Source organism: Lentzea sp. HUAS TT2, from assembly GCF_051853195.1.
Classification (GTDB): domain Bacteria; phylum Actinomycetota; class Actinomycetes; order Mycobacteriales; family Pseudonocardiaceae; genus Lentzea.
In genome coordinates, this window is sequence record NZ_CP196667.1 from 290724 (window position 1) to 315377 (window position 24654).

A 24654-nucleotide genomic window follows, 5' to 3' on the forward strand; every position below is an offset into this window, starting at 1 on the left:
GTTACACGGGGGCGCGTTTCGGGTCTCCGGCGACCCGTAGACGGCTACGCGCCGACGGAAGTGAAGACTTCAACGGCGCCGAGACGCAACAACTGCCCCGTCAGCAACCGTTGCGCCAACGCCCACCGGAACCGCCACCGGAGTGGCCTGTGCAAGAAGAAGAACCGACCCACGCCCCCGCTAGGGACAGCTCCCTCATCCGTCCCTACGCCCGCACCGGCGGCCGCACGACGGCCCGCCACGACCTGCGTCTGGAGACGCTGCTCTCCACCGAGGAGGAACGGCTCTACCGCGCGACCAACGACCAGGCGGCGATGATGCGCCTGTGTCTGCAGCCGCGGTCGGTCGCCGAGATCTCGGCGCTGATGAAGATCCCGCTCGGCGTCACGCGAGTGCTGCTGAGCGACCTGATCACGCTCAACCTGGTCGCCGTGCACGAGCCGAGCGACAAGCCGAACGTCGCGCTGCTCGAACGCGTGCTCGCGGGTCTGCGCAAGTTGTAACCGTTCGCCAGCGCGCGGGACCGCCCTCGCGCGCCGATAATGTGGATCGTGGCTACCCCGAGCGACGAGTCCCCCAAGACGCCGGTCACCGAGCCGATCCCCGCTGCTCCGGCAGCGGCCGCACCGAAGAAGCTGCGGCCGACCCGGATCAGCGGCACCTGGATCGCCGTGCTGGTGGCGATCGTCGTCCTGATCTTCCTGCTCATCTTCATCCTGCAGAACGGCGACAACGCGACGATCCACTTCCTGTGGGGTGAGTTCAGCCTTCCCCTGGGCGTGGCGCTGCTGTTCGGCGCGATCGGCGGTGCGTTGCTGGTCGCGGTCGTCGGCGCCGCCCGCATCCTGCAGCTGCGCCGTCAGGCCAAGCGGACCGCGACGCCTATCGGTCGTCCCTCGACCTCAGCACCAGCTCGACGCGAGAGCTGATCCCGAGCTTGCGGAAGATCTTGCGCAGGTGGAAGTTCACCGTGTGCGGTGACATGAACAGCTGCGTGGAGATCTGCCGGTTCGTCTGACCCTTGGCCACCAGGTTGGCGATCGCCCGTTCGGTGTCGTCCAGGCTCGACCACCCGGACTCGGGCCGCGCCGAGGTGGCCCTGCGGCGCCTGCCGAGCTTGCGCAGCCGGCCCAGGACGCGTGCGCTGTCCCGTGACGCGCCGATCTCCCGGTAGAGCCCGAGCGCGTTCTCCAGGGCCTTCACCGACTCGGCCCGGTCCGTCGCCCCTGCCAGCAGCGTGCCGAGGTCCTCGGCCGCGTTCGCCCGTGCCCACAGGTCGCGGTGCTGCCGCGCGGCCAGCTCCAGCAGGCCCGCGTCGGCGTCGAACAGGCCCCGCGCGTGCACCGCGGCCGCTCCCACCGCCGGGAAGCCGGGGTGTTCCTCCGCCAGCCGTTCCGCGCGGTCGACGACGGTCTTCGCCAGCCGTTCGTTCCCGGCTTCCCTCGCCCTGCGCACGAACCAGCCGGCGGCGCGGGGCTCCTCGGCGAACAGGCCCGACGCCATCAGGCCCGGGTACTCGTCGGTGAGCAGCGCCAGCGCCTTCTCGAGCCCGGAGCCGACGTAGGTGACGAGCACGTCGGCCCACTGGTAGTAGGCGCGGGAGAAGATGATCTCGTCGGCCGGGACCTGGTGGCGGAAGCGCCCGACGTGCTCGATCGCGGCGGGCAGGTCGCCGGTGTGGATCGCGACCATCGCGAGCACCGCCAGCGCCGGCGCGACCACCGTCTCGTGCCCGGTCTCCTCCGCCACGGTCAGCGCGGCGCGCGCCTCGGCGGCGGCCTCCTCCATCCGACCGGACTGCAACAGGATCCTGGCCTGCACGACCGCGGTCATGACCTCCCTGGTGACCACGGCGGAAGGCCCGCTGCGCACCCGGCGCACCACGTTGTCGGCGTCGGCGAACTCCCGCAGCCCTGCGAGCAGGGTCGCGAGCAGCAGCTGCGGGTACGCGCCGAGGTCGTGCGAGGTGCTCGACCGGGCGGCCTCGCGGGCCAGTTCCAGTGCGGCGCCGGGCCTGCCGGTGTCCCGCGCGATCGCGGCCAGCACTGCCAGAGCCGTTGCCAGCACGTCGTCCGGTGGTCCCTGGTGACCCCGCACGACGGCCTCTGCCAGCTCCTCCGCGCGGCGCCGGTCGTGGCCGAGCAACGCCATCAGCCGGGTGATCTCCACCCAGGGCGCGAGTTCCGGCGCCAGGTCGGGTTCGCGCAGCAACGCCTCGGAGATCTCCAGCGACTCCGCGTGCCGGGCGCCCAGCAACGTCGTCGTGGCCACGAGGTGCCGGAGTTTGGCGGCGGGCTCCGGGGACACCTGACGGGACAACGCTTCCCCGGCGAGCTCCTGCGCGGCAGTCAGCCTGCCGGCGGCGGTGAGCGCCCGCACGGCCATGACCGTGCGGTGGACCAGCGAAGCAGACGCTTGGTCGGTCAGTTCGAGCGCGCGCACGGCGAGCTCGGCGGCGGCCTCGGGAGCGTTCCACAGCACGGCTTTCGCGGCCGCGACGAGTCCGTCGACCGACCGGGCGTCGCCGCGCTGGGCACCGTGCAGCAGGTGCCTCGCGGCGAGGACGGCGCTGTCGCCGCGTCCCAGCAGCATCTCGCCGGCCTCGCGGTGCAGCGCGCGCCGCACGGGCGGGGGCACGGAGTCGGCGACCAGGCGCCACAGCAGCTCGTGACGGAACGCCAGCCGGTCGTCCAGGGACGTCACGACGCCCGCGCCGATGACCTCGTCCAAGGCGGGCAACAGGATCGCGGTGCTCGACGCCAGCATCTCCGCCACGTCACCGGGTTCGAAGCGCGGCCCGAGCACGGAGGCGACCTGCAGCAGGTGCCTCGCCTTGCCGCTCAACGCGTTCACGCGGTCACGCAGCAGCGCCTCGGTGGCGCGCGCCGGCCGGTCGGCCCTGATCGAGGCGTGTTCGGCGGTGACCACCACCAGGTCGTCCTCGTGCAGTGCCGCGAAGAGCGCGGCGAGTGCGGCGGGATGACCCTGCGCGGTGGCAGCAAGCGCTTTCAGGTCGTGGTCGGGAAAACCACCGGCGAGATCGGTGACGAGGTCCACGACCGCGTTGTCCGCCAACGGCCGCAGCTCGATCCTGGTGGCACCACGGCCCGCGGCGGCGGCGAACAGGCGGTCCGCGCCCTCGCCGCGGCGGCGGGCGAGCAGCCACACCACCTTCTCGTGGGTGGAGGCGGGTAACAGTGCGCGCAGGGCGGCCAGGGTGCCGGGCTCCGCCAGGTGGAGGTCGTCCAGCACGACCAGCGTCGGGCCGTCCGGGTGGCGTTCGGCCAGGCGGGCCAGCAGGAACGGCTGGTCGAGCTCGTCGCGCGCGGTGGCGACCTCGAAGCCGCGTCCGGCGGCGACGGCGGCGGTCTCGGCCAGCAGCCGCGTCTTCCCGGTGCCCGCCGCCCCGTCGATCAGCACCACACCGGTGCCCTCGTTCAGCACACCGCTCAGGAGCTCCCGTTCTCCCTCGCGGCCGCGGAACACACAGTCCCGATTCCCCGACACTAATTTTCCTTTCGCTCCGCGGCGGCGGAGAAGAAGCGCTGCAATACCACAAGCCCCCGTGGCACGACCAGCCCCGAGTGGCCCCCCTCCAGGCCGTCGGGATGACCTTGAAGGGCCGTGTCCGAGCTGCACTACCCATTCGAGTAGTTGCCCGCGGGATCATACGGTCCGCACTCCTGTTGAGACGCCCATAGCCCAGGAACCTTTACCTGGGCAAGTGGAGCGCTTTCTCCTAGCATCAATTCCGCTGAGCTTTCAGCGGCGGATTGTGGAGAGATCTTGGAAAACCGGCTGAAAGTGTGGTGCGCCGGAATCGGCGATCAGGCGGCGCCGGGCACGACCACGGTGGTGGAAGGCGCACCCGGCACGGGCAAGACGGCGGCGCTCGACGACCTCGCCACGCACTGGGAGGCGGCGGGCAGGAACGTCGTCCGGGCACGGGGCAGCGCACTGGAGGGCGACCTGCCGTTCGGGATCGTGGCTCAGCTCTTCGACCTGGTCGACCCTGATCTCGTGCCCGCGGAGGCGACGGGCGCTCTGCAGCTGACGGCGGCGACGGCGGACTTCCCGGTGCTGCACGGCGTCTACCGGCTGGCAGCCGCGCTCGCCGCACGCGGTGACCTGCTTGTCGTCGTGGACGACGCGCACTGGGCGGACGCCGCTTCCCTTCGCTGGCTGGCTTATCTGGCGTTGAGGGTGCGCCGGCTGCGCATCGCCGTGGTGCTGGCCGTGGGTCTGGGCGAGCGGTGTGACGACCCGTCGTTCGGCGAGATCATGACGTCCTGCCAGCGGATCACGCTCGACAACTTCACCTCCGCCGAGACGGGCAGGGTCGTCTCCGGGGCGCTGGGTGAGGCCGCGCCCGAGTTCTCCACCGCGTGCTTCGAAGCGACCGGCGGCAACCCGCTGGCGGTGACGCGGCTGGTCAAAGCCCTGGCGGACGACGACGTCCCGCCCACCGCCGACGCCGCGTGGCGGGTGGCGAGGCACGGCGCGGAGGTGTCCGGGGAGATCATGGCGGCTCGGCTGCGCCGCCGTCCCTCGTCCGTCGTGACCACCGCGCACTGCCTGGCCGCGCTCGGTCCGTCGCCGCATCCCGGCGTGCTGGCGGAACTGACGCGGCTGAGCCCGGTGGAGCTCGCGGAGGCCGTGCGCACCGTCGAACTGCTCGGCGTGGCCGGGCCCGCGGTGCTCGGCGACATGCCCGCTCCGGCACGGGCGGCGCTGCACCTGCGGGCCGCGCGGTCGTTGCGGGCGCACGGGGCCGCGGACCGCGCGGTGGCCGACCACCTGCTGGAGACCTCGCCCGGCCTGGAGCCGTGGGCGGGCGAGGTGCTCGACCGGGCCGCGCAGGAGGCGGTGCACCAGGGCGACACGTCCGGTGCCGCGCGGTTGCTGTGGCGGGCGTTGCGCGAGCCGGTGGCGAACCCGTCGCGGGCGTTGCGGCTGCTGGGGATCGCCGAGCTGGTCGGCAACCTGCCGGGTGCGACGACCCGGTTGCGCGAGGCCCTCCAGTCCGATGTGGACGATGACGAGTCCGCGGTCGCGCTGTCCTACGCCCTGCACGCCGACGGCAACCCGGCCGAGATCCCCCTCGTTCTGGGCGGATCACCCTGGGCCCAGGCACACCTGGCCGTGCACGGCCTGGTGTGGCAGGAGGCCGTGCCGTCGTCGGTGTCGCTCGGCACTCCCGCCGGGGTGCTGCACCGCGTGATGGTCGGGGACATCAGCGCCGCCGAGGCCGTGCCGCTGGTGTCCGCCACGGACGTTCTTTCGTCACTGACGTCCGCGATGACGCTGAACCTCGCCGACTCGCTGGACGAGGCGCTGGCCGTGCTGGACGAGGTCGACCGCGCCCAGGCCCCGGCGTTGCGCGCGCTGACGAACGTCATGCGGGCGAACGTCCAGCGCCGCAAGGGAGATCTCGCCTCCGCCCGCGCCGACCTGGCGGTAGCTGCTGATCACCTGCGCCAGGACCGGCGCTGGCACGCCGTGTCGACCTGGCACGCAGCACTGCTCGCCGACATCCTGCTCGAGGAGGGCCGCCTGGACGAGGCCGCCTCGGTGATCGCCGAAGCCTCGACGGACGAAGCGCGGCGCACGTGGTCGTTCGGCGGCGTGCTGACCGTGCGCGGACGAGTGCTGACCGCCAGAGGCGACGATCACGAGGCCCTGGAAGCGTTCCTGGCCGCCGGACGGCACTGCGCCGCCTGGCCGTACCGCAACCCGGCGGCGTTGTCGTGGCGTTCCGGGGCGGCGCTGGCGTGCGCGGCGATGGGCGACGGCGAACGAGCACGTGAACTGGCCCAGGAGGAGGTCGCACTCGCCCGGATCTGGGGCGCCCCCAGGGCGTTGGGCATGGCGTTGCGCGCGGAGGGCCGGGTGACCGCGGGTGCGGCCGGCCGGACGTTGCTGGAGGAGGCCGTGCGGGTGCTGCGCGGCTCCCCCGCCCGCCTGGAGCTGGCACGCGCGTTGGTCGACCTCGGCGTGGTGGTGCGCCGCCAGGGCGACACGGCGTTCGCGCGCACGTGCCTGCGTGACGCCCTGGACCTGGCGCAGAAGTGCGGATCGGCCGCGATGTCGGCGCGGGCCTACTCCGAACTGGTGGCGACGAGCGCCGGACCTCGGCGGATGCGGCAGACAGGGCCGACCGCGCTCACCCCGACGGAGCACCAGGTGGCGGAACTGGCGGCGCGGGGCCGTTCCGACGACGAGATCGCATCGACGCTGCTCATGCCCGCGGACGGCGTGGAAGGCGTGCTCTCCGGGATCTACCGGAAGCTCGGTGTCTCAGGCCGTTTGCAGCTCGCGGATGCTCTGTTCGTGGACTAGTTCGGACCCGTTCGGCCGATAGTTGGGTTACGACTTTCGGCCCTATCGTCCTGCGCATGGCGAGCGAATTTCAGCGGAGCAAGGTCGATCTGGTCTTCGGCGCGTTGGACTCCGACGGCAACGGCTGCCTGAACAAGGAGGACTTCGAGCTGCTCGCCCAGCGCTGGGCGGCACTGCGCGGCAGTGACGAGGCGCTGCTGACGCAGGTGATGCTGGGCTGGTGGGCCACCCTGCAGTCGGCAGCGGGAGGCGCGGACCAGGTGACGCTGGAGGATGTTCTGAACGTCGTGGACGTGCTGCCGGACAACATCGAGCCGGTGCTGGGAACGGCGGACGCGATGTTCGGTGCCGTGGACTCGGACAGCGACGACTACGTCTCCGAGGCGGAGTACCGGCTGATGATCGAGGCCTGGCTGGGCCACGTGGAGGCGACCGACTTCGCCAGGCTGGACCTGGACGGCGACGGCAGGTTGTCGCGCAACGAGTTCACGACGCTGTGGGCCGAGTTCTGGGCCGGCGACAACCCTTCCGCGGCCGGCTCCTACGTGTTCGGACCTGTTCAGGCGGCCTGAACGCGCCCACCGGACGACATCGCCCAGCCCCGACCCCGCTCCGTCACCTCCCCCAACAAAATCCGCCCCATCCGTGTTTCCGAACGGTACGCGGGGACCCCGCGTACCGTCAGAAGGTACGTAGGGGCCCCGCGTGCGACATAAGGTTGGGCCGGACGGGTGAAGATCAGTCAGGCGCCGTCCTCCAGGTCGCCCTCGGTCTCGAGGTAGGCGGCCCGCAGCGCGTCCAAAGTGGACTCCTCGGGGTGCTCCCACATCTTGCGCTCCGCCGCCTCCAGCAGGCGCTCGGCGATGCCGTGCAACGCCCACGGGTTGCTGGTCTGCAGGAACTTCCTGGTCTCCGGGTCGAGCACGTACGACTCGGTCAGCTTCTCGTACATCCAGTCCGCGACGACGCCGGTCGTGGCGTCGTAGCCGAACAGGTACTCGACCGTCGCCTGCAGCTCGAACGCGCCCTTGTAGCCGTGGTTGCGCATCGCCCCGATCCAGCGCGGGTTCACCACGCGGGCGCGGAAGATCCGGGAGGTCTCCTCGGTCAGCGTGCGCGTGCGGACGGCCTCCGGGCGCGTGCTGTCACCGACGTACGCGGCGGGTGCCTTGCCCGTCAACGCCTTCACCATCGTGACCATGCCACCGTGGTACTGGAAGTAGTCGTCCGAGTCGGCGATGTCGTGCTCGCGGGTGTCGATGTTCTTGGCCGCCACCGCGATCCGCCGGTACGCCGACTCCATGTCCGCGCGGGCCGCCACACCGTCGACCCCGCGCCCGTACGCGTAGCCGCCCCACACCGCGTAGACCTCGGCGATGTCGGACGAGTCGCGCCAGTTGCGGCTGTCGATCAACGGCAGCACGCCCGCGCCGTACGCGCCCGGCTTCGAACCGAAGACGCGCAACGTGGCCCGGCGCTGGTCTCCGTGCTCCTCCAGGTCCTTGAGCATGTGCGCCCGCACGAAGTTCTGCTCCGCGGGCTCGTCCAGCGCGGCAACCAGCTGCACCGCATCGTCCAACATGGACACGACGTGCGGGAAGGCGTCCCGGAAGAAGCCGGAGATGCGGATCGTGACGTCGACGCGCGGCCTGTCCAGCTCGTCGAGCGTGATGACCTCCAGCCCCGTCACGCGGCGGGACTGGTCGTCCCACACCGGCCGCACGCCCAGCAGCGAGAACACCTCGGCGATGTCGTCGCCGGCGGTGCGCATCGCGGACGTGCCCCAGACCGACAGGCCGACCGAGGGCGGCCACTCGCCGTCGTTCTCGGCCCGGTAGCGCTCCAGCAGCGAGTCGGCCATCGCCTGACCGGTCTCCCACGCGAGCCGCGACGGGATGGCCTTCGGGTCGACCGAGTAGAAGTTGCGGCCGGTCGGCAGCACGTTCACCAGGCCGCGCAACGGGGAACCGGACGGGCCGGCCGGGATGTAGCCGCCGTCCAGCGCGTGCAGGACGTTCGTCATCTCGTCCGTGGTGCGCGCGAGCCTGGGCACGACCTCGACGGCGGCGAACTCCAGGATCTTCTGCACGTCCTCGGACTCGTGCAGGGTCTTGGCCACCTCCCGGTCCCAGCCCGCGTCCTCCATGGCCTGAACGAGTCCGCGCGCGATCTCCTCGATCGCGTCGACGTCCTCGCGACCCGTGGTCGTGAGGCCGAGCGCCTCGCGCAGACCGGGCAGCGCGGCGACCTGACCGCCCCACATCTGCCGTGCCTGCAACATGGCGAGCACGAGGTTGACGCGGACGCTCCCGGTCGGCGCCTCGCCCAGGACGTGCAGGCCGTCGCGGATCTGAACGTCCTTGACCTCGCAGAGCCAGCCGTCGACGTGCAGGATGAACTCGTCGAACTCCGCGTCGTGCGGCCGGTCCTCCAGGCCTAGGTCGTGGTCGAGCTTGGCTGCCTGGATCAGCGTCCAGATCTGCGCGCGGATCGCCGGCACCTTCGCCGGGTCCATCGCGGAGATGTTGCCGTATTCGTCGAGCAACTGCTCCAGGCGCGCGATGTCGCCGTAGCTGTCGGCGCGGGCCATCGGCGGCACGAGGTGGTCGACCAGCGTGGCGTGCGCACGGCGCTTGGCCTGGGTGCCCTCGCCCGGGTCGTTGACGAGGAACGGGTACACCAGCGGCAGATCGCCGAGCGCCGCGTCCGTGCCGCAGGATGCCGACATGCCGACGGTCTTGCCGGGCAACCACTCCAGGTTGCCGTGCTTGCCGACGTGCACGACCGCGTCCGCGCCGAAGTTCGACTCGATCCACCGGTACGCCGCGAGGTAGTGGTGCGACGGCGGCAGGTCCGGGTCGTGGTAGATCGCGATCGGGTTCTCGCCGAACCCGCGCGGCGGCTGCACGATCACGACGACGTTGTTGGACCGCAACGCGGCCAGCACGATCTCGCCGTCCTTGGACTTGGAGTGGTCGACGAAGAGCGTGCCGGGCGCCTCGCCCCAGTGCTCCTGCATCGACTCGCGGAATTCCTCGGGCAGCGTCTCGTAGAACTCCCGGTAGTCCGCGGCCGCGATGCGCACGGGGTTGCTCTCGAACTGCTCCTGCGTCAGCCAGTCGGCGTCCTGGCCACCGGCCGCGATCAACGCGTGGATCAACGCGTCGCCGTCCAGTTCCTGCACACCCGGCAGCGCGTCGCCGATGTCGTACCCGTGCTCCTGCATGGCCTTCAGCAGCCGCACGGTCGACGCCGGCGTGTCCAGGCCGACCGCGTTGCCGATGCGGGAGTGCTTGGTCGGGTACGCCGACAGCATGACCGCGATCTTGCGCTCCGCGACCGGGATGTGCCGCAACCTGCCGTGCCGGACCGCGATGCCCGCGACGCGCAGCGCCCGTTCGGGGTCGGCGACGTAGACGGTGAGGCCGTCCTCGTCGATCTCCTTGAAGGAGAACGGGACCGTGATGATACGGCCGTCGAACTCCGGGATCGCGACCTGGGTCGCGGTGTCCAAAGGAGACAGTCCGTCGTCGTTCTCGTCCCACGACGCGCGGCTCGACGTGAGGCACAACCCTTGCAGGATCGGCACGTCGAGCGCGGCCAGCGCACCGACGTCCCACGCGTCGTCGTCGCCACCCGCCGAAGCCTTCGCGGGGTTCGTGCCACCGGCGGCGAGCACCGTCACGACGAGCGCGTCGGCCTGGCGCAGCGTGTCGAGCAGCTCGGGCTCGGCGGTGCGCAGCGAGGAGCAGTAGACCGGCAGTGGCTTGCCGCCCTTGGCCTCGATCGCGTCGCACAGGGCGTGGACGAACGCCGTGTTCCCGGCCACGTGGTGGGCGCGGTAGTAGAGGACCGCGACCGTCGGACCTTCTGGAGCGGTCTCGCGTTCCAGCACACCCCAGGTGGGGGTGGCCGTGGGGGCCTCGAAGCCGTGGCCGGTCAGCAGCACGGTGTCGGAGAGGAACTTGTGCAGCTCGGTGAGGTTCGCCGGACCGCCGTGCGCGAGGTAGAGGTGCGCCTCCGCGCAGACCCCGCCGGGCACCGTCGACAGCTCCATCAGCGCCGCGTCCGGCTGCTGCTCACCACCGAGCACCACCACCGGCAGCCCGCTGGCCAGCAGCCAGTCGAGCCCTTCCTCCCACATCCGGCGCCCACCGAGGATGCGCACGAGCACGAGGCTGACGTCCTGCATCAACGCGGGCAGGTCGTCGGTCGTCAGTCGCGCCGGGTTGCCGAGCCGGTACTCGGCTCCGCTCGCACGCGCCGACAGCAGGTCGGTGTCGGAGGTCGACAGCAGCAGGATCACGCAGGCTCCATCCCTCGTGGGGTCCTCGCCCCAAAGTGCGGGTGACTCGGAAGCGGAGTTCCTGACTCCCAGCGGTGTTCGCTGGTCACAGTGGCGGGACCGCGCCGGATTCGCACCGGCTTCCTCCTGCGCTTCGTCGTTCGGGCTCACCCTAACCGGCGGGTTACAGTCCGACCTATGCGTAGTCACCCGGACGCCTGCCCCGGCGCCGTCGAGCTGCACGCCGCGGCCGACGGCGGGCTGGCGCGCATCCGGGTGCCGGGCGGCACTCTTTCCGCTGCTCAGTGGGATGTGGTGCGGACGGCCGCGGCTGAGCTGGGGAACGGTTCGGTGGAGCTGACCTCGCGGGCGAACCTCCAGATCAGGGGGCTCGCGGACGGGGTGGAGCTGGGGGCGCGGCTGGCCGCGGCCGGGCTGTTGCCGTCGGCGTCGCACGAGCGGATCCGCAACATCATCGCGGCGCCGCTGGAGGACAACCAGGCGCTGGTCGACGAGATCGACGCGGCTCTGTGCGCGGACCCTCTGCTGGCCTCGCTGCCAGGGCGTTTCCTGGTGACGGTGGGTGCTTCGGTGAGTGGGCTGGGCGGCGACTTCGGGCTGGTCAGCGACGTTCTGCTGCTCGCAGGCCGCGACACCGGCATCCGCGTCGCCGACCCCGTCTCCGCCGTCCTCACCGCCGCCCGCCTCTTCCAGCAGCTCCGCGGCCCGGCCTGGCGCCTGTCCGAAGTGGACGACGGTGTGCGAAAGATCACCGCTCACTTCGGCGCCACCGACGCCCCGCGCCTCACCCCGGTTGTGACTCCTGTCGCACCTTCACCTTTGACGCCAGGGGTCCCGCTCGGCCGCCTCGACGCCCACCAGCTCCCCGGCGTGCCCCTCCGCCTGACCCCGTGGCGCAGCCTGGTCGTCCCCGCCGGCACCGACACCTCCGGCCTGATCACGGACCCGGAATCCCCCTGGCACGGCGTGAGCGCCTGCACCGGGCGCCCCGGCTGCGCGAAGTCGCTCTCCGACGTGCGGGCCGACGCCCGCGCGTGGCTCGGAACCCCGCACGACCGGCCCGTTCACTGGTCGGGCTGTGCACGCCGCTGCGGCCGTCCCGCCGGCGATGTGATCGAGTTCGTCGCGACCGGCGACGGCTACGAGGAGATCAGGTGACGCAGTACATCAAGGACGGGGCGGAGATCTACCGCCAGTCCTTCGCCACCATTCGCGCGGAGTCGGACCTCACCAGGTTCCCGGCGGACGTCGCGAAAGTCGTCGTCCGCATGATCCACGCGTGCGGCATGACCGACCTGCCCGACGACGTCGCGTTCTCCCCGAACGTCGTGCGCGACGCCAGGGAGGCGTTGCGGGGCGGCGCCCCGATCCTGTGCGACGCCAACATGGTCGCGTCCGGCGTGACCCGCCGCCGTCTGCCGAAGGACAACGAAGTCCTTTGCTACCTGCAGGATCCGCGCACGCCGTCACGAGCGCAGGAGATCGGCAACACGCGCAGTGCCGCCGCACTCGAACTGCTCGCTGACCGCTTCGACGGCGCGGTGATCGCGATCGGCAACGCCCCCACCGCGTTGTTCCACCTCCTCGACCTGATCGCCGCCGGAGCCCCGCGGCCCGCGGCGGTCCTGGGCATCCCGGTCGGGTTCATCGGGGCGGCGGAGTCCAAGGAAGCTTTGTCCGCAACGGATCTGGAGCACCTCGTGGTGCGCGGCCGGCGCGGCGGCAGTGCCATGACGGCGGCGGCCATCAACGCGATCGCGAGCGAGGAAGAATGACGGGCAAGCTCTACGGCGTCGGCCTGGGTCCTGGCGACCCGGAACTCGTGACGGTCAAGGCCGCGCGACTCATCAACGAAGCCGACGTGGTGGCGTTCCACAGCGCCCGGCACGGCAGGTCGGTCGCCAAGACCATTGCGGCACCTTACTTCCGTGAAGATCAGATCATGGAACAGCTCGTCTACCCGGTCACCACCGAGGACACGGACGACTACCAGGGCGAGATCGACGCGTTCTACGAGGAGGCCGCCGCCACGCTGGCCGCGCACCTCGACGCCGGTCGTGACGTCGTCGTGCTCGCGGCGGGCGACCCGTTCTTCTACGGCTCGTACATGCACATGCACAAACGCCTCGCCGACCGTTACGAGTGGGAGGTGGTCCCCGGCGTGACGTCCGTGAGCGGGGCCAGTGCCGTCCTCGGCACGCCGCTCGTGGAACGCGACGAGGTGCTCACGATCCTGCCCGGCACGCTGCCGCCCGCCGAGCTCGCGTCCAGGCTCGCCGACACCGACTGCGCCGCGATCCTCAAGCTGGGCCGCACTTTCGGCAACGTCCGCGAGGCGCTCGAAGCGGCTGGCAGGCTCGACGGCGCCTGGTACGTGGAGCGCGCCACGACGAGCCGGCAGAAGATGGCGCCGCTGGCCGACGTCGACCCCGAGACCGTCCCGTACTTCTCGATCGCCGTGCTGCCGAGCCAGTCCAGGCCCGCCAAGCCGAAGGGTGAGGTCGTCGTTGTCGGCCTCGGCCCCGGCGCCCGCGCGTGGCTCACCCCGGAGGCCCGCCAGGAGCTGGAGGCCGCCGACGAACTGGTCGGCTACAGCACCTACCTCGACCGGGTTCCCGAACGCCCCGGCCAGAAGCGGCACTCCTCGCACAACCAGGTCGAGTCCGAACGCGCCGCCTTCGCGCTGGACCTGGCGCGCAAGGGTGCGCGGGTCGCGGTCGTGTCGTCGGGCGACCCCGGCGTCTTCGCGATGGCCACCGCGGTGCTGGAGGTCGCGGCGGAGACCCAGGACGTGCCGGTGCGCGTCATCCCCGGCGTGACGGCCGCGAACGCCGTGGCGGCCAAGGCGGGCGCTCCGCTCGGGCACGACTACGCGGTGATCTCCCTGAGCGACCGGCTCAAGCCGTGGGACGTCATCGCCGAACGCCTCGAAGCCACTGCCAAGGCCGACCTGGTCATCGCGATCTACAACCCGGCGTCCAAGGCCCGCACGCACCAGGTGGCGGACATGCGCGACCTGCTGCTCCGCCACCGCGCCCCGGAGACGCCGATCGTCGTCGGACGCGACGTCGGTGGCCCGGAGGAGGAGATCCGCGTCCTCACGCTCGGCGCGCTCGACCCGGCCACGATCGACATGCGCTGCCTGCTGATCATCGGCTCGTCGCAGACGATCGTGACGCCCCAGGGCGTCGTCTTCACGCCCCGGCGGTACCCAACCAGCTGACGGCAGCATCGACGTCGGCCACCGTTTCCGCTGGTGGGAGCGGTGGCCGACGCACGATCACGACGGGCACGCCCCGCTGCCGCGCGGCTTCGAGCTTGGCCGACGTCATCGCGCCGCCGCTGTCCTTGGTGACGAGGACGTCGATCTCGCGCGACCGCATCAGCTCCAGCTCACCGTCCACAGTGAACGGTCCGCGCGACAGCAGCACCTCGATCCGTTGCGGCATCGGGGGTTCCGGCGGCTCGACCATCCGCGCCAGGAACCACTGCGGGCACGCGGCGAACTCGGCCAGATCCTGCCGTCCGGTCGTCAGGAAGACGCGCGTCCCGGGAAGATCGCGCGCGGCCTCGGCGACGCTGTCCACCCAGCGCCATCCGGGCTGCGGCGTGAACCCAGGCCGCCGGAGGATCAGAAACGGCACACCGACCCGTTCGCAAGCCTCGAAAGCGTTCGACGTGATCCGCCGGGCGAACGGGTGCGTCGCATCGACCACGGCGTGGACATCGTTGGCGCGCAACCACTGCGCCAGACCGTCAACGCCACCGAACCCGCCGATCCGGACCTCGCCGACAGGAAGGGCGGGTTTGCTGACCCGGCCGGCCAGCGAAGAAACAGCAGCCACACGGGAAGCCAGTTCGCGCGCCTCCCCCGTCCCGCCGAGGATCAGGATCATCGAACCCGCGTGGCCGAGTACAGATGGCTGTCCGGGAACTGCGTCGCCCCCAGCACCTGCCCCACGATGATCACCGCGGTCCGCTTGATCCCGGCGGCCTCGACCTGCGCCGCGATGTCGTCCAGCGTCCCGCGCAACACGACCTCGTCCTCACGCGACGCGTAGGCGACGACGGCGACCGGGCAGTCCGGCCCGTAGTTCGGCACCAGCTCGGCGACCACGTCCGAGATCCGCTGCACGGCCAGGTGCAGCACGAGGGTTGCGTGACTGCGACCCAGCGTGTCCAGGTCCTCACCCTCGGGCATCGGCGTGGCGCGCTGCGAGGTCCGCGTCAGGATGACGGTCTGCCCGACCCCCGGCACCGTCAGCTCACGCTGCAACGACGCCGCCGCGGCCGCGAAGGCCGGCACGCCCGGCGTCACGTCATAGGCGATCTCCAACGCGTCCAACCGGCGCATCTGCTCGGCCATCGCGCTGAACACCGCAGGGTCTCCGGAATGCAGCCGGGCCACGTCCAGCCCCTGGTCAGACGCGGCCACGAGCTCGGCGACGATCTCGTCCAGCGTCAGCAGCGCCGTGTCGACCTTGCGCGCGCCCGGCGGACAGAAGTCCAGCAACTCCACGGGAACCAGCGCGCCCGCGTACAGGCACACCGGCGACGACTCGATCAGCGAGCGCCCCCGCACCGTGATCAGGTCCGCCGCACCAGGCCCGGCCCCGATGAAGTGCACGGTCACTTCGTCACGCTCCACGTCGTCACGGGCATGTGCGGCCGCCAGCCGGTGAACTTGCCGACCGACGAGCCGCGGTTCACCGCGATCCGCACCAGGTCCCCGCCGAGCCGCGCGTACCACTGCGCCACCACGGCCTCGGACTCCAGAGTCACCGCGTTGACGACCAAACGACCACCCGCGGCCAAAGCGTCCCAGCAGGCCTGCAGCACGCCGGGCACGGTCACGCCGCCACCGATGAAGATCGCGTCGGGCTTCTCCAGCCCCTCCAACGCGTCCGGCGCCCGTCCGATGTGGACCTCCACACCCGGCACACCCAGAGACGCAGCGTTACCGGCGATTCGCTCTGCGCGTTCGGCCGACTGCTCGACGGCGATCGCACGGCACGTCGGATGCGTGCGCGCCCACTCGATGGCGATCGACCCGGACCCGGCCCCGACGTCCCACAGCAGCTGCCCCGGCAGCGGAGCCAATCTCGACAGCGAAATAGCCCGCACCTCTCGCTTCGTCAGCTGGCCATCGGATTCGTAAACGTCATCAGGCAGTCCGGGAACCCGCGAGAGAGCGCTCCCGCCGTACTCGATCGCGATCACGCACAGCGGGTCCGAGTCCTGCCCGGACCAAGGGTAAACCCGCTCGGCGGCACCACCTAGCTGTTCGAGCACGATGATCGGTCCAGCAAGTGCCGCAACGGTCTCCGGGTCACCACCGAGCACGAGCACGCGCTGTCCCGGCGTCAACACGGGGCGTAGCAGGTCAGCCGATCGGGCCACCAGGGACACGACCTCGACCTCGTTCAACGCCCACCCGAGCCGCGCACAGGCGAGCGACACCGACGACGGATGCGGGATGACCGTCACCCGGTCTCCCAGCAACCGGACCAAAGTGGTGCCGATGCCGTGGAACATCGGGTCGCCGGACGCGAGCACGCACACGTCGCGGTACTTCTCGAACAACGCGGGCAACGCCGGTACCAGCGGCGACGGCCACGCGACCCGGTCGAACTCCCCCGGCACCAGATCCAGCTGGCGGCGCGACCCCATGAGCACACGCGACCGGGAAACCGCCTGCTGGGCAGCGGGCGACAGCCCGTCCCACCCGTCGGCACCGATGCCGACGACAACGACGTCAGACGGTCCCGGTGACACGCTTCACCTGGATCTCGATCACGACGCGCTCCGGGTTGACCCGCGGCTTCCTGTAGCGCAACGCATACCGCCGCTCGGCCTCGCGCACGGATTCCACGTCGTCGCGCACGACCGCAGGACCCTCCAACGTGGACCAACGGCGACCGTCCACCTGGCACACAGCCGCGTACCCGGCCTCGCTGACGTGCTTGACCTTCCACGACGCGCCGGACGTGATCACCCGCGCGACACCGGCCTCGGCGTCGAGCGTGACGCCGACCGGCACCACGTGCGGAGTCCCGTCGAGACGGACGGTGGACAGCGTGCACAGGTGACGTTCAGCCCAAAACTCGGCGAACTCGGCACCCCGGTCGATCGACATGCCACGCATCTTAGGTGGCGGCAGCGGTGCGGCCCGTCACCAGGAGGAGGTGACGGGCCGCACTTCAGGGCAGCACTACGGGTAGTTGATGACGTTCACCGGCACCGTGCCCGGTGGTGTCACTCCTCCCACGTCGTTGATCACGTGAGTGATCGTTCCCTGGTAGTTGAGCGACACGGTCAGCAGGTTGTGCAGCCTCACGCCGGACCGGTTGGGCACCTCGAACGCGTGCTCGGCCCGCACCGACGGGTTGACGTTGAAGAAGCAGTAGCTGCCGAGCCCCCACGCCTCGTGCGTGGTGACGCTGTCCGCGACCTTGTAGGCCGCGTAGCCCGTCACCCCGTTGGGTGCCATCCAGGACGCCTGGTTCGGCACGTCGTACGGCATCTCGTTCTGGTAGAAGATCGTCCGTCCGCCGTTGCCGTTCCAGATCACCTGGTACTTCTGGTAGTGCTCGACGAACAGGCCGGTGGCCAGCACGTCGTTGCCGTTCACGACCAGGCCGGTGTCACCGATGGCCTCGTTCCAGCCCCAGGTGCCGGCGTTGCCGTGGTCAGCGCGCCAGATCCAGCTGTGGTCGATGATCGTGTTGTTGCTGTTGACCACGAGGCTGTTCGTCGCCTTGCCCGCGACCGCACCGCCGACGCGGAAGAACACGTCCTGCAGCGTGGTCGGGTTGGAGGCGTGCGAGGCCGAGGAGCCGGCGGGGCCGACGGTCAGCAGCGAGTTCGACAGCGTGGTGCCCGCGTCGAACAGGATGCCCTTGATCCGCACGCCGTCGACGTCCGCGACCTGCATCGCGGTGACGCCGTTCTGCGGCACGATCGTCGCGTAGCCGATGCCCAGCACGACGGTGTTGGGCCGCGTGATGTTGATCGTCTGGTCGACGTTGTAGATGCCGGGCGTGAAGAACAGGTTGCAGCCCTGACCCAGTGCCGCGTTGATGGTCGCGGCGGTGTCGCCGGACTTCACGACGTAGAACTGGCTCATCGGCAACGACGTGCCGGGCGTGCTGCCGTTGGCCCACGACGCACCGGAAGCGTTGGTGCGCAGGGAAGGCAGGAACACGCGGTACTGGTTGCCGTCGAGGTAGAGATAAGGCACGTCACGCGAGATCGGCGTCGTCGCGAGGTTCGTCGACGGCGGGCTCGGGAACGTGTTCGCGGGTGCGCCCGGCGTACCGGAGAACACCATGTTCCACACGCCGCCGTTCCAGCTGCCGTAGTTGGAATCGCGCGTGTACCACTGCTGCTGCGAGACCGACGCCGTCTGGCCGGACACGCGGGTGTCGGCCGTGTAGCCGCCCGACGCGAACCCGTAGCTCGCCGGGTAGAGCGCCAGGTTGCCGCGGACGTCCATGCGGCGGAACGGCGCGGCCTGCGCGACGGCCCACCTGTTGGTGCCACTGCTCGGGACGACCGCCATGTTCTCGGCGGAGCGCCAGAAGTTCTGCAGTGCCACACCCTTGTCCGACTCGTTGAACGCGTCCACGGTGACGTCACCGTTGATCACGACGTCGCCGGGGTTGCGACCGAGACCCGAGACGGACGTGTAGTAGCCGACGTCGTCGTGGATGCCGTTGTACGTGCCGGGCTTGAACAGGTGCGCGACCCGCCGCGGCGCCATCTGCGCGGTCAGCGTGTCCTTCTGGTTGTTGAAGTCGATGTCGAGCTGCGTCTGGATGCTCGTCGCCGACATGCTCGGGTCGAAGACGCGCGTGTTCGGCCCGAAGTTCGGGTTGTCGGACTGCGTACAACCCTGCTGCGTGCCGATCGTGTAGGTCGCGCTGGCCACGGCCGAGTTCGCGAGCCCCGACTTGATCCCGATCGCGTTGATGGTCCTGTTGCTGGGCACCGAGATGGGCCCGCTGTAGACCGGCGAGGACGTGGTCGGCGTCGAACCGTCCACTGTGTACCGGATCGTCGCGCCGCTCGTCGACGTCGAGATCGTCACGGTCTGCGCGGACGCGTAGGCGCCACCCGGCGGACTGAACGTCGGCGTCGCGACCGGTGTGCCGATCACGTACGACGCGGAGCCCACCGCCGAGTTCGCCTGACCCGACTTGATACCAATGGCGTTGATGGTCCTGTTGCTGGGCACCGAGATCGGGCCGCTGTACAGGGTCGAACTGCCGGTCGGCGTCGAGCCGTCGATCGTGTAGCGGATCGTCGCGCCGGACGTGGCGGTCGAGATCGTCACCGTCTGGGCGGTCGAGTACGTGCCGCCAGGCGGGCTGAACGTGGGCGTCGCGACCGGTTGCGACGCGCCGTTGTGGGTGTAGCTGAAGTGCGGTGTGTCGTACTGCGGCCCGGACTTCTCGTAGGTGAACCAGTAGTCGATCACCGTGCCGGACGACAGCGACCCGACGGTCTTCTGCCAGGTCCCGGCGTTGTTGGTCATCCGGAAGTTCTGCTGCGCCTGCCCCGAGATCAGGTAGTGCACGTCGACGTAGACAGCAGGGGTCGTCGGCGTGAAGTTGATCCGGGCTTGAGTCGCGTCGATCGCGGTCACGTTCTGCGTGTAGTCGTCGGCCGCGTATGCGGCCTCGACCGTCGCCAATGACGACAGGGCAATCGCTACGGCGGCCAGTCCGCGCCGCCATCTCACCTTTGAGAGCGCTCTCACACCTGGAACGGTAAAGCCGGGATGACGGTGAGGGAAGACGTAAGTTGCGGGAAAGTCCCGGGGCTCCACCGGAACGCGAATCCGGACCGGGACTGTTTTCACCCGAACGAGCAGCTGATTGTATTGACTACAAGCCATAGCGTCGGCGTATGACTGCATCCACCGCGTACAGCCGGGATCTGGGTGACGAGCTCCGGCGCATCCGCGAGACCTGCACGGGCTTCGTCGGCAACAAGATGGCCGAGAAGCTGGGCTGGGACCCGAGCAAGGTCTCAACGGTCGAGCATGGCAGGGCGAAGGCGAGCGAGGTCGACCTCATCCAGTACTTGTCTATGTGCGGCAAGGACATCGACTTCATCAACGACTTCAAGCGCCGCTACCAGTACGCCTTCGAAGAGTACCGGGTGCAGGTGTCCGACAACCTCCGGACGATGGTGCTGGCGGAGGCGACAGCCACGGCGATCACGAGTTACGACGTGTTGGCGATGCCGGGCCTCATGCAGTCCCCCGAGTACGCCGCCTACGTCTACCGGATGACCGGGATGGTCGCCGAGGAGCGGATCCCGAACCTCGTGCAGTACCGAACCGAGCGTCAGGCGATCCTACGCCGACACGATCGGCCGACTTGCGTGTTCTACGTCCATGAGCATGCGCTGGATCTGCAGGTCGGCAACGCCGAGGTCATGGAAGATCAGTACGCCAGGCTGCTGTTCAACCCCCACATCATCCGGATCGTGCCGAAAGACGCTCCTATCGTCGCGTCCAGCTTCGTGATGTGGGAGTTCGACAAGGTGCGACCGCTCGTCTTCAGCGAGACCAATCTCGCGAACGTCTTCGTCGAAGACCCTGGCGCCATCGCACGCACTCGACTCCTCTTCGGCCTGCTGGATGAACTCGCCTTGAGTGCGGAACAATCGCGGAGCAAGCTGGCGGACTACGTCAGCTCACCGCGAGAGGACTCCGATGACTCAGGACCGCACTTGGCGTACTAGCAGCTACAGCGGCGGGGCGGAGGATGGCAACTGCGTCGAGGTCTCGCTCACCCACAACGCGCTGGTCCGGGACTCGAAGAACGCGAGCGGCGACGTCCTCGCGTTCTCGGTCCCCGCCTGGCAGCACCTGCTCAGGTCCCTCGGTTCTCGTTGAGGTAGTTGTAGATCGTGTACCGGGTGACCTCCAGGACACCCGCCAGGTGGTCGACCGAGTCCCGGATGAGGAAGAACCCGGCCTCGTCCAGCACTCGGACGACCTGCGACTTATGCACCTTCTTCATCAGCTCGACAGGCACGCCGACGTCGGCGATCGCCTTCTCCACCAGCACGCGCTGAAGCGTGTCCACGTCCTGTGGAAACGACTCCACCGGACCGGAAGCCTCATGGGCGGCGAGCTTGTTGACACACAGACACCCGACAGCAACACCGGCGGCGTCCCGCACGAAGGTGGTCGACGACCAGATCGCCCGCCCGTCCGGTGCGTAGGTCTCGTAGCCGGGCATGTCGGTGGTCGTGCCGCGCCGGACCAGGCCCAGCAACAGGTCGGTCATCGGCCCGCCCACCTGACGGCCGGTCAGCGAACCCGCGATCGCGATGATCGAGTTCGGCAGCCGGGTCAGGTCGTGCACGACGACCTCGGTGTCCGGGCCCAGCGCGGAGGCCAGGCTGTCGATGGTCGGGACCAGCGCCGACAGCGCGGCCGGGATCGGTGAGGAAGCCGTGCCGGACAACGACTTCAGGGCTGCTCGCAGCCTCTCCAACGTCCCCCGCGAAGTAGTCGCGTGGGGTGAGAGGCGGACGTGCTCCGGGCGGACCGTGGCGGTGATCCCGAAGGCGTTCAACGCCTCCCCGACGACCGAGGCGGCCTCGGGCATGGTGAAGGCGAGGATGCCCGCGCGGCGTTCGCGGGCGGACACGATCTTGCCGCCGGCCGACAGCACGATCTCCTCGACCTCCGCGACGATCTCACGCACAGCCGAGTCCAGGGAGGGAACGCCGGCCAGCTCGACCAGTTCCAGGGCTTCCGCGAAGGCGCCGGACACGACCGGGGAGAGGTTCGTGATGTTCCACGAGGCGGCGTCCGGGGCGGCGGCGTGCACCGAGTCGTCGAACAGGCCCGCGTCCACCGCGCCGGTCCAGCCGGACAGGACGGGCGAGAGCCGTTCCAGGGCGCGGTCCGACAGCACCACGAAACCGGTGCTCCACCCCGCTCGCAGCCACTTCTGGCCGCCTACGACGAGCACGTCGGCGAGCTCCCACGGTTCGTCCACGACGCCGAAGCCCTGGATGCCGTCCACGATCAGCAGGCGGTCGCCGACGACCTCGCGCAGCACGGACAGGTCCGCGCGGTAGCCGGTGCGGAAGTCCACAGCGGACACCGACAGAGCGGAGACGTCAGCGGTCAGATGAGTCGCCACGGCCGCGGGGTGCACCGGGCCGTCCAGCACGACCGACGGAAGTCCCGCCCGCACCCACGGATAGGTGTTGGACGGGAACTCCGCTGCCGAGTACATGACCGTGCCGGACAGGCCGAAGGCCGCCTGGAACAGGCCGATCGACGTGTTCGGCACCAGGGCCACGTGGTCGGTGTCGGTGCGGCAGAGCCGCGCGACGGCGGCCTTCACCCGCTGTTCCTCGCGCATCAGGGTGTCCACAGTGGATGGACCGGCCAGCGAGGCCTGTTCCACCAGGCGCGAGGTCGCCGTCACCACCGCCAGGGACGGTGGGCCGAAGCGGGCGAAGTCGAGATACCCCTCCGGTTCGCGGAACTGGGCGAGGTACGAGGCGTCGATCAACTCAGAGCACCTTTGCGAGGAACTGTTGCGTGCGCGGCTGCTGCGGATTGTCCAGCACGTCGGCCGGTGTACCGGACTCCACCACCGCGCCGTCGACGAGGAACACCACGCGGTCGGCGACCGAGCGGGCGAAGCCGATCTCGTGAGTGACCACGATCATCGTCATGCCGTCGCGGGCCAGCGAGGTCATGACGTCGAGCACCTCGCCGACCAGCTCCGGGTCCAACGCGGACGTGGGCTCGTCGAACAGCATCAGCTTGGGCTTCATCGCCAGAGCACGCGCGATCGCAACACGTTGCTGCTGACCGCCGGACAGCGATCCGGGGTAGGCGGAGGCCTTCTCGGACAACCCCACCCGTTCCAGCAGCGCCAACGCCTCCGCGCGCACCTCCGCACGGCCACGGCCGAGGACCTGGACCGGGCCCTCCATGATGTTCTCCAGCGCCGTGCGGTGCGGGAAGAGGTTGAACCGCTGGAACACCATCCCGACGTCGCGCCGCTGGTGGGCCGCGTCGCGTTCGCGCAGTTCGTAGAGCTTCCCGCCCGACGCGCGGAACCCGACGGGCACGCCGTCGACCCAGATCCGGCCGGCGTCGATGGTCTCCAGGTGGTTCACGCAGCGCAGGAACGTCGACTTGCCCGCACCCGACGGGCCGAGCAGGCAGACGACCTCGCCGCGCTCGACCTCCAGGTCGATGCCCTTCAGCACCTCGGTGTGGCCGAACGACTTGCGGACCCCAACCGCCTCAACGAGGGCCATAAGCACGCTCCAGGTAGTGCTGCCCGATCGACGCGACGGACACCATCACGAGGTACCAGGCCGCGGCGGCGAACAGGGTCTCCATGATCTCCAGGTTGCGCGAGGAGATGTTGTTCGCGGCGTGGATGAGCTCCAGGAAGGCGATCACCGACGCCATCGAGGTGCCCTTGATCATGTTGATGAAGTTGTTGCCCGTCGGCGGGATGATCACGCGCATCGCCTGCGGCAGCACGACTCGGCGCAACGTCGTCAGCGGCGTCATGCCGATCGACTTGGCCGCCTCGGTCTGGCCCTCGTCGACGCTGCTCAGGCCCGCGCGGACGATCTCGGCCATGTAGGCGCTCTCGTTCAGGCCGAGCCCCAGCAACGCGGCCACGAACGCGGTCATGACCACGTTGGTGGGCACGGAGAACAGCCCCGGGATGCTGATGTTCTGGAACACCAGCGCGAGGTTGAACCAGATCAGGATCTGCAGCAGCACCGGCAGACCGCGGAACAGCCAGATGTAGCCGACCGCGAACCACCGCGCGACGGGGTTCGCCGAGAGCCGCATCAGCGCGACGATCACGCCGAGGACGATCGCGCCACCCTGCGCCGCCAGGGCGAGCACGATGGTGTTGAGCAGGCCTTCGAGCATCACGGGGTGCGTGAAGAACCCCGGCACGTCCTCCCACTGGATCTGCGCCTCGGACATCGCCCAGACCAGACCCGCGAGCACCAGCAGGATCACCGCGCCGCTGAACCACCGCCAGGGGTGGCGCAGCGGCACGACGACCAGTTCCTCACGGACATCACTTGCCATTGATCGCGGCCTTCGTGATCGCACCCTGCTTGATGTCCCAGGTGGTGACGATCTTCTCGTAGGTGCCGTCGTCGATCAGCGACTGCAGCGCGCCCTTGATCGCCTCGGACAGCTTGGCGTTCTTCTTGGCGACACCGATGCCGTACGGGCCACCGTTGATCGGCGCGAGCGGCACGACCTCGAAGTACTGGCCGTCACCCGCGGTCTTCGCGACGTACACGGCCGTCGGCAGGTCGTTGAGGATCGCGGCGACGCGGCCGGTGCGCAGCTGGTTCTGGTTGCCGGTGTCGCTGTCGGTGACGCTCAAGGTCACCTCGGCCTTGCCCGCCGCCACGCACTTCTGGCTCCGTTCCTTGCCGAACTGCTCCTGCGAGCTGCCCAGGTTCACGGCGATGCCCTTGCCGCACAGGTCGTCGACCGTCTTGACGCCCTGCGGGTTGCCCTTCTGCACCATGATCGTGATGCCGGAGGTGAAGTAGTCGACGAAGTCGATCTTCTGCTGGCGCTCGGCGGTGTCGTTCATCGCGGCCATCGTCACGTCGACGCGGCCGGTCTCGAGGCTCGTGATCAGCGAGCTGAACGCCATGTCGCTGTGCTCCGCCTTGAGCCCGAGCTTCGCGGAGATCGCCTTGATGAGGTCGACCTCGGACCCCATCGGGGTCTTGCCGTCCTGGTCGTAGAAGTTGTTCGGCGGGTTCTGGATGTTCGACCCGACCTTCAACGTGCCGGCCGAGGCGATCTCGGGCGGCAGCAGCGCGGCGAGCGCGTCGTCCTTCTTGACCGTGGACAGGTCGGACGACGGCGGCGTGGACGTCTGAGCGGGGTCAGACGTGGACCCGCAGGCGGCGAGCCCCAGTACGAGCAGCGAGGTCACGAGCAGGCGCGGCTTCATGGCGGG

Annotated in this window: 20 protein-coding genes and 1 riboswitch; of the genes, 9 read left to right on the forward strand and 11 right to left on the reverse strand. The window is 69.8% G+C overall.

Annotated elements, in window-relative coordinates:
- The first annotated feature begins 149 nt into the window (after positions 1-149).
- On the forward strand, positions 150-503 hold the full coding sequence (locus ACSHWB_RS01495) for a DUF742 domain-containing protein (RefSeq protein WP_439660279.1): 354 nt from the start codon (positions 150-152) through the stop codon (positions 501-503).
- A gap of 48 nt (positions 504-551) precedes the next feature.
- Positions 552-929 (forward strand): LapA family protein, encoded by a 378-nt coding sequence (locus tag ACSHWB_RS01500; RefSeq protein ID WP_439660280.1) that lies wholly within the window; start codon positions 552-554, stop codon positions 927-929.
- Here ACSHWB_RS01500 and ACSHWB_RS01505 read toward each other — a convergent pair.
- On the reverse strand, positions 883-3486 hold the full coding sequence (locus ACSHWB_RS01505) for a LuxR C-terminal-related transcriptional regulator (protein WP_439660281.1): 2604 nt from the start codon (positions 3484-3486) through the stop codon (positions 883-885). The genes ACSHWB_RS01500 and ACSHWB_RS01505 overlap by 47 nt on opposite strands.
- A gap of 300 nt (positions 3487-3786) precedes the next feature.
- Here ACSHWB_RS01505 and ACSHWB_RS01510 point away from each other — a divergent pair, with 300 nt between their 5' ends.
- On the forward strand, positions 3787-6339 hold the full coding sequence (locus ACSHWB_RS01510; protein WP_439660282.1) for an AAA family ATPase: 2553 nt from the start codon (positions 3787-3789) through the stop codon (positions 6337-6339).
- A 56-nt stretch (positions 6340-6395) separates the two neighbouring features.
- Positions 6396-6911: an EF-hand domain-containing protein gene (locus ACSHWB_RS01515; RefSeq protein ID WP_439660283.1), complete on the forward strand. Its 516-nt coding sequence runs from the start codon at positions 6396-6398 to the stop codon at positions 6909-6911.
- 170 nt (positions 6912-7081) lie between these two features.
- Here ACSHWB_RS01515 and cobN read toward each other — a convergent pair whose 3' ends face one another.
- The gene (gene cobN / locus ACSHWB_RS01520) at positions 7082-10645 is read right to left on the reverse strand and encodes a cobaltochelatase subunit CobN (RefSeq protein WP_439660284.1); all 3564 of its coding nucleotides are present in this window, start codon (positions 10643-10645) and stop codon (positions 7082-7084) included.
- A gap of 35 nt (positions 10646-10680) precedes the next feature.
- Positions 10681-10811, reverse strand: a riboswitch (cobalamin riboswitch).
- A gap of 11 nt (positions 10812-10822) precedes the next feature.
- Between cobN and ACSHWB_RS01525 the strand changes: the two genes are divergently transcribed.
- Genes ACSHWB_RS01525 through ACSHWB_RS01535 form a run of 3 tightly spaced genes read left to right on the forward strand, consistent with a single transcriptional unit; the run spans position 10823 to position 13868 of the window.
- Entirely contained in the window at positions 10823-11803 is a 981-nt protein-coding gene (locus tag ACSHWB_RS01525) for a hypothetical protein (RefSeq protein ID WP_439660285.1), read from the forward strand.
- Positions 11800-12420, forward strand: coding sequence for a precorrin-8X methylmutase (locus tag ACSHWB_RS01530; protein WP_439660286.1), 621 nt, complete (start codon positions 11800-11802; stop codon positions 12418-12420). The genes ACSHWB_RS01525 and ACSHWB_RS01530 overlap by 4 nt, the downstream gene beginning before the upstream one ends.
- A complete protein-coding gene (locus tag ACSHWB_RS01535; RefSeq protein WP_439660287.1) occupies positions 12417-13868 on the forward strand; it encodes a precorrin-2 C(20)-methyltransferase in 1452 nt (483 codons plus the stop codon). The genes ACSHWB_RS01530 and ACSHWB_RS01535 overlap by 4 nt, the downstream gene beginning before the upstream one ends.
- On the opposite strand, the gene ACSHWB_RS01540 is transcribed toward ACSHWB_RS01535, so the two are convergent.
- The 5 genes from ACSHWB_RS01540 to ACSHWB_RS01560 all read right to left on the reverse strand — a co-directional run bounded on the left by ACSHWB_RS01540 (position 13840) and on the right by ACSHWB_RS01560 (position 19406).
- Complete coding sequence (locus ACSHWB_RS01540; protein ID WP_439660288.1) at positions 13840-14541, reverse strand: cobalt-precorrin-6A reductase; 702 nt, start codon at positions 14539-14541, stop codon at positions 13840-13842. The genes ACSHWB_RS01535 and ACSHWB_RS01540 overlap by 29 nt on opposite strands.
- Positions 14538-15278: a precorrin-4 C(11)-methyltransferase gene (cobM, locus tag ACSHWB_RS01545; RefSeq protein ID WP_439660289.1), complete on the reverse strand. Its 741-nt coding sequence runs from the start codon at positions 15276-15278 to the stop codon at positions 14538-14540. Before cobM ends, ACSHWB_RS01540 begins: the two co-directional genes overlap by 4 nt.
- Positions 15275-16420 carry a precorrin-6y C5,15-methyltransferase (decarboxylating) subunit CbiE gene (gene cbiE, locus ACSHWB_RS01550; RefSeq protein ID WP_439660290.1) on the reverse strand — a complete coding sequence of 382 codons (1146 nt, stop codon included), beginning with the start codon at positions 16418-16420 and terminating at the stop codon, positions 15275-15277. Before cbiE ends, cobM begins: the two co-directional genes overlap by 4 nt.
- Complete coding sequence (locus tag ACSHWB_RS01555; RefSeq protein WP_439660291.1) at positions 16401-16790, reverse strand: pyridoxamine 5'-phosphate oxidase family protein; 390 nt, start codon at positions 16788-16790, stop codon at positions 16401-16403. Before ACSHWB_RS01555 ends, cbiE begins: the two co-directional genes overlap by 20 nt.
- A gap of 66 nt (positions 16791-16856) precedes the next feature.
- Positions 16857-19406, reverse strand: coding sequence for a chitobiase/beta-hexosaminidase C-terminal domain-containing protein (locus ACSHWB_RS01560; RefSeq protein ID WP_439660292.1), 2550 nt, complete (start codon positions 19404-19406; stop codon positions 16857-16859).
- Positions 19407-19555: 149 nt separating this feature from the next.
- On the opposite strand from ACSHWB_RS01560, the gene ACSHWB_RS01565 reads away from it, so the two are divergent.
- Positions 19556-20398, forward strand: coding sequence for a helix-turn-helix domain-containing protein (locus ACSHWB_RS01565; RefSeq protein ID WP_439660293.1), 843 nt, complete (start codon positions 19556-19558; stop codon positions 20396-20398).
- Positions 20370-20552: a DUF397 domain-containing protein gene (locus ACSHWB_RS01570; protein WP_439660294.1), complete on the forward strand. Its 183-nt coding sequence runs from the start codon at positions 20370-20372 to the stop codon at positions 20550-20552. Before ACSHWB_RS01565 ends, ACSHWB_RS01570 begins: the two co-directional genes overlap by 29 nt.
- Here ACSHWB_RS01570 and ACSHWB_RS01575 read toward each other — a convergent pair.
- From ACSHWB_RS01575 to ACSHWB_RS01590, 4 genes are read right to left on the reverse strand one after another with little or no spacing between them, the layout of a single operon-like run.
- Positions 20530-22194 (reverse strand): aminotransferase class V-fold PLP-dependent enzyme, encoded by a 1665-nt coding sequence (locus ACSHWB_RS01575; RefSeq protein WP_439660295.1) that lies wholly within the window; start codon positions 22192-22194, stop codon positions 20530-20532. The two genes, ACSHWB_RS01570 and ACSHWB_RS01575, sit on opposite strands and share 23 nt — an antisense overlap.
- A 1-nt stretch (position 22195) precedes the next feature.
- Positions 22196-22954 (reverse strand): amino acid ABC transporter ATP-binding protein, encoded by a 759-nt coding sequence (locus ACSHWB_RS01580; protein WP_439660296.1) that lies wholly within the window; start codon positions 22952-22954, stop codon positions 22196-22198.
- Positions 22941-23756, reverse strand: coding sequence for an amino acid ABC transporter permease (locus tag ACSHWB_RS01585; protein ID WP_439660297.1), 816 nt, complete (start codon positions 23754-23756; stop codon positions 22941-22943). The genes ACSHWB_RS01580 and ACSHWB_RS01585 overlap by 14 nt, the downstream gene beginning before the upstream one ends.
- Positions 23746-24648 carry an ABC transporter substrate-binding protein gene (locus ACSHWB_RS01590; RefSeq protein ID WP_439660298.1) on the reverse strand — a complete coding sequence of 301 codons (903 nt, stop codon included), beginning with the start codon at positions 24646-24648 and terminating at the stop codon, positions 23746-23748. Before ACSHWB_RS01590 ends, ACSHWB_RS01585 begins: the two co-directional genes overlap by 11 nt.
- Positions 24649-24654 lie beyond the last annotated feature (6 nt).

Excerpts from the sequence above, each read along its gene's own strand:
- ACSHWB_RS01515 (WP_439660283.1), top strand. The coding sequence starts at position 6,396 with ATGGCGAGCGAATTTCAGCGGAGCAAGGTCGATCTGGTCTTCGGCGCG.
- ACSHWB_RS01525 (WP_439660285.1), top strand. The coding sequence starts at position 10,823 with ATGCGTAGTCACCCGGACGCCTGCCCCGGCGCCGTCGAGCTGCACGCC.
- ACSHWB_RS01535 (WP_439660287.1), top strand. The coding sequence starts at position 12,417 with ATGACGGGCAAGCTCTACGGCGTCGGCCTGGGTCCTGGCGACCCGGAA.
- ACSHWB_RS01540 (WP_439660288.1), bottom strand. The coding sequence starts at position 14,541 with ATGATCCTGATCCTCGGCGGGACGGGGGAGGCGCGCGAACTGGCTTCC.
- ACSHWB_RS01555 (WP_439660291.1), bottom strand. The coding sequence starts at position 16,790 with ATGCGTGGCATGTCGATCGACCGGGGTGCCGAGTTCGCCGAGTTTTGG.
- ACSHWB_RS01565 (WP_439660293.1), top strand. The coding sequence starts at position 19,556 with ATGACTGCATCCACCGCGTACAGCCGGGATCTGGGTGACGAGCTCCGG.
- ACSHWB_RS01570 (WP_439660294.1), top strand. The coding sequence starts at position 20,370 with ATGACTCAGGACCGCACTTGGCGTACTAGCAGCTACAGCGGCGGGGCG.
- ACSHWB_RS01580 (WP_439660296.1), bottom strand. The coding sequence starts at position 22,954 with ATGGCCCTCGTTGAGGCGGTTGGGGTCCGCAAGTCGTTCGGCCACACC.
- ACSHWB_RS01585 (WP_439660297.1), bottom strand. The coding sequence starts at position 23,756 with ATGGCAAGTGATGTCCGTGAGGAACTGGTCGTCGTGCCGCTGCGCCAC.
- ACSHWB_RS01590 (WP_439660298.1), bottom strand. The coding sequence starts at position 24,648 with ATGAAGCCGCGCCTGCTCGTGACCTCGCTGCTCGTACTGGGGCTCGCC.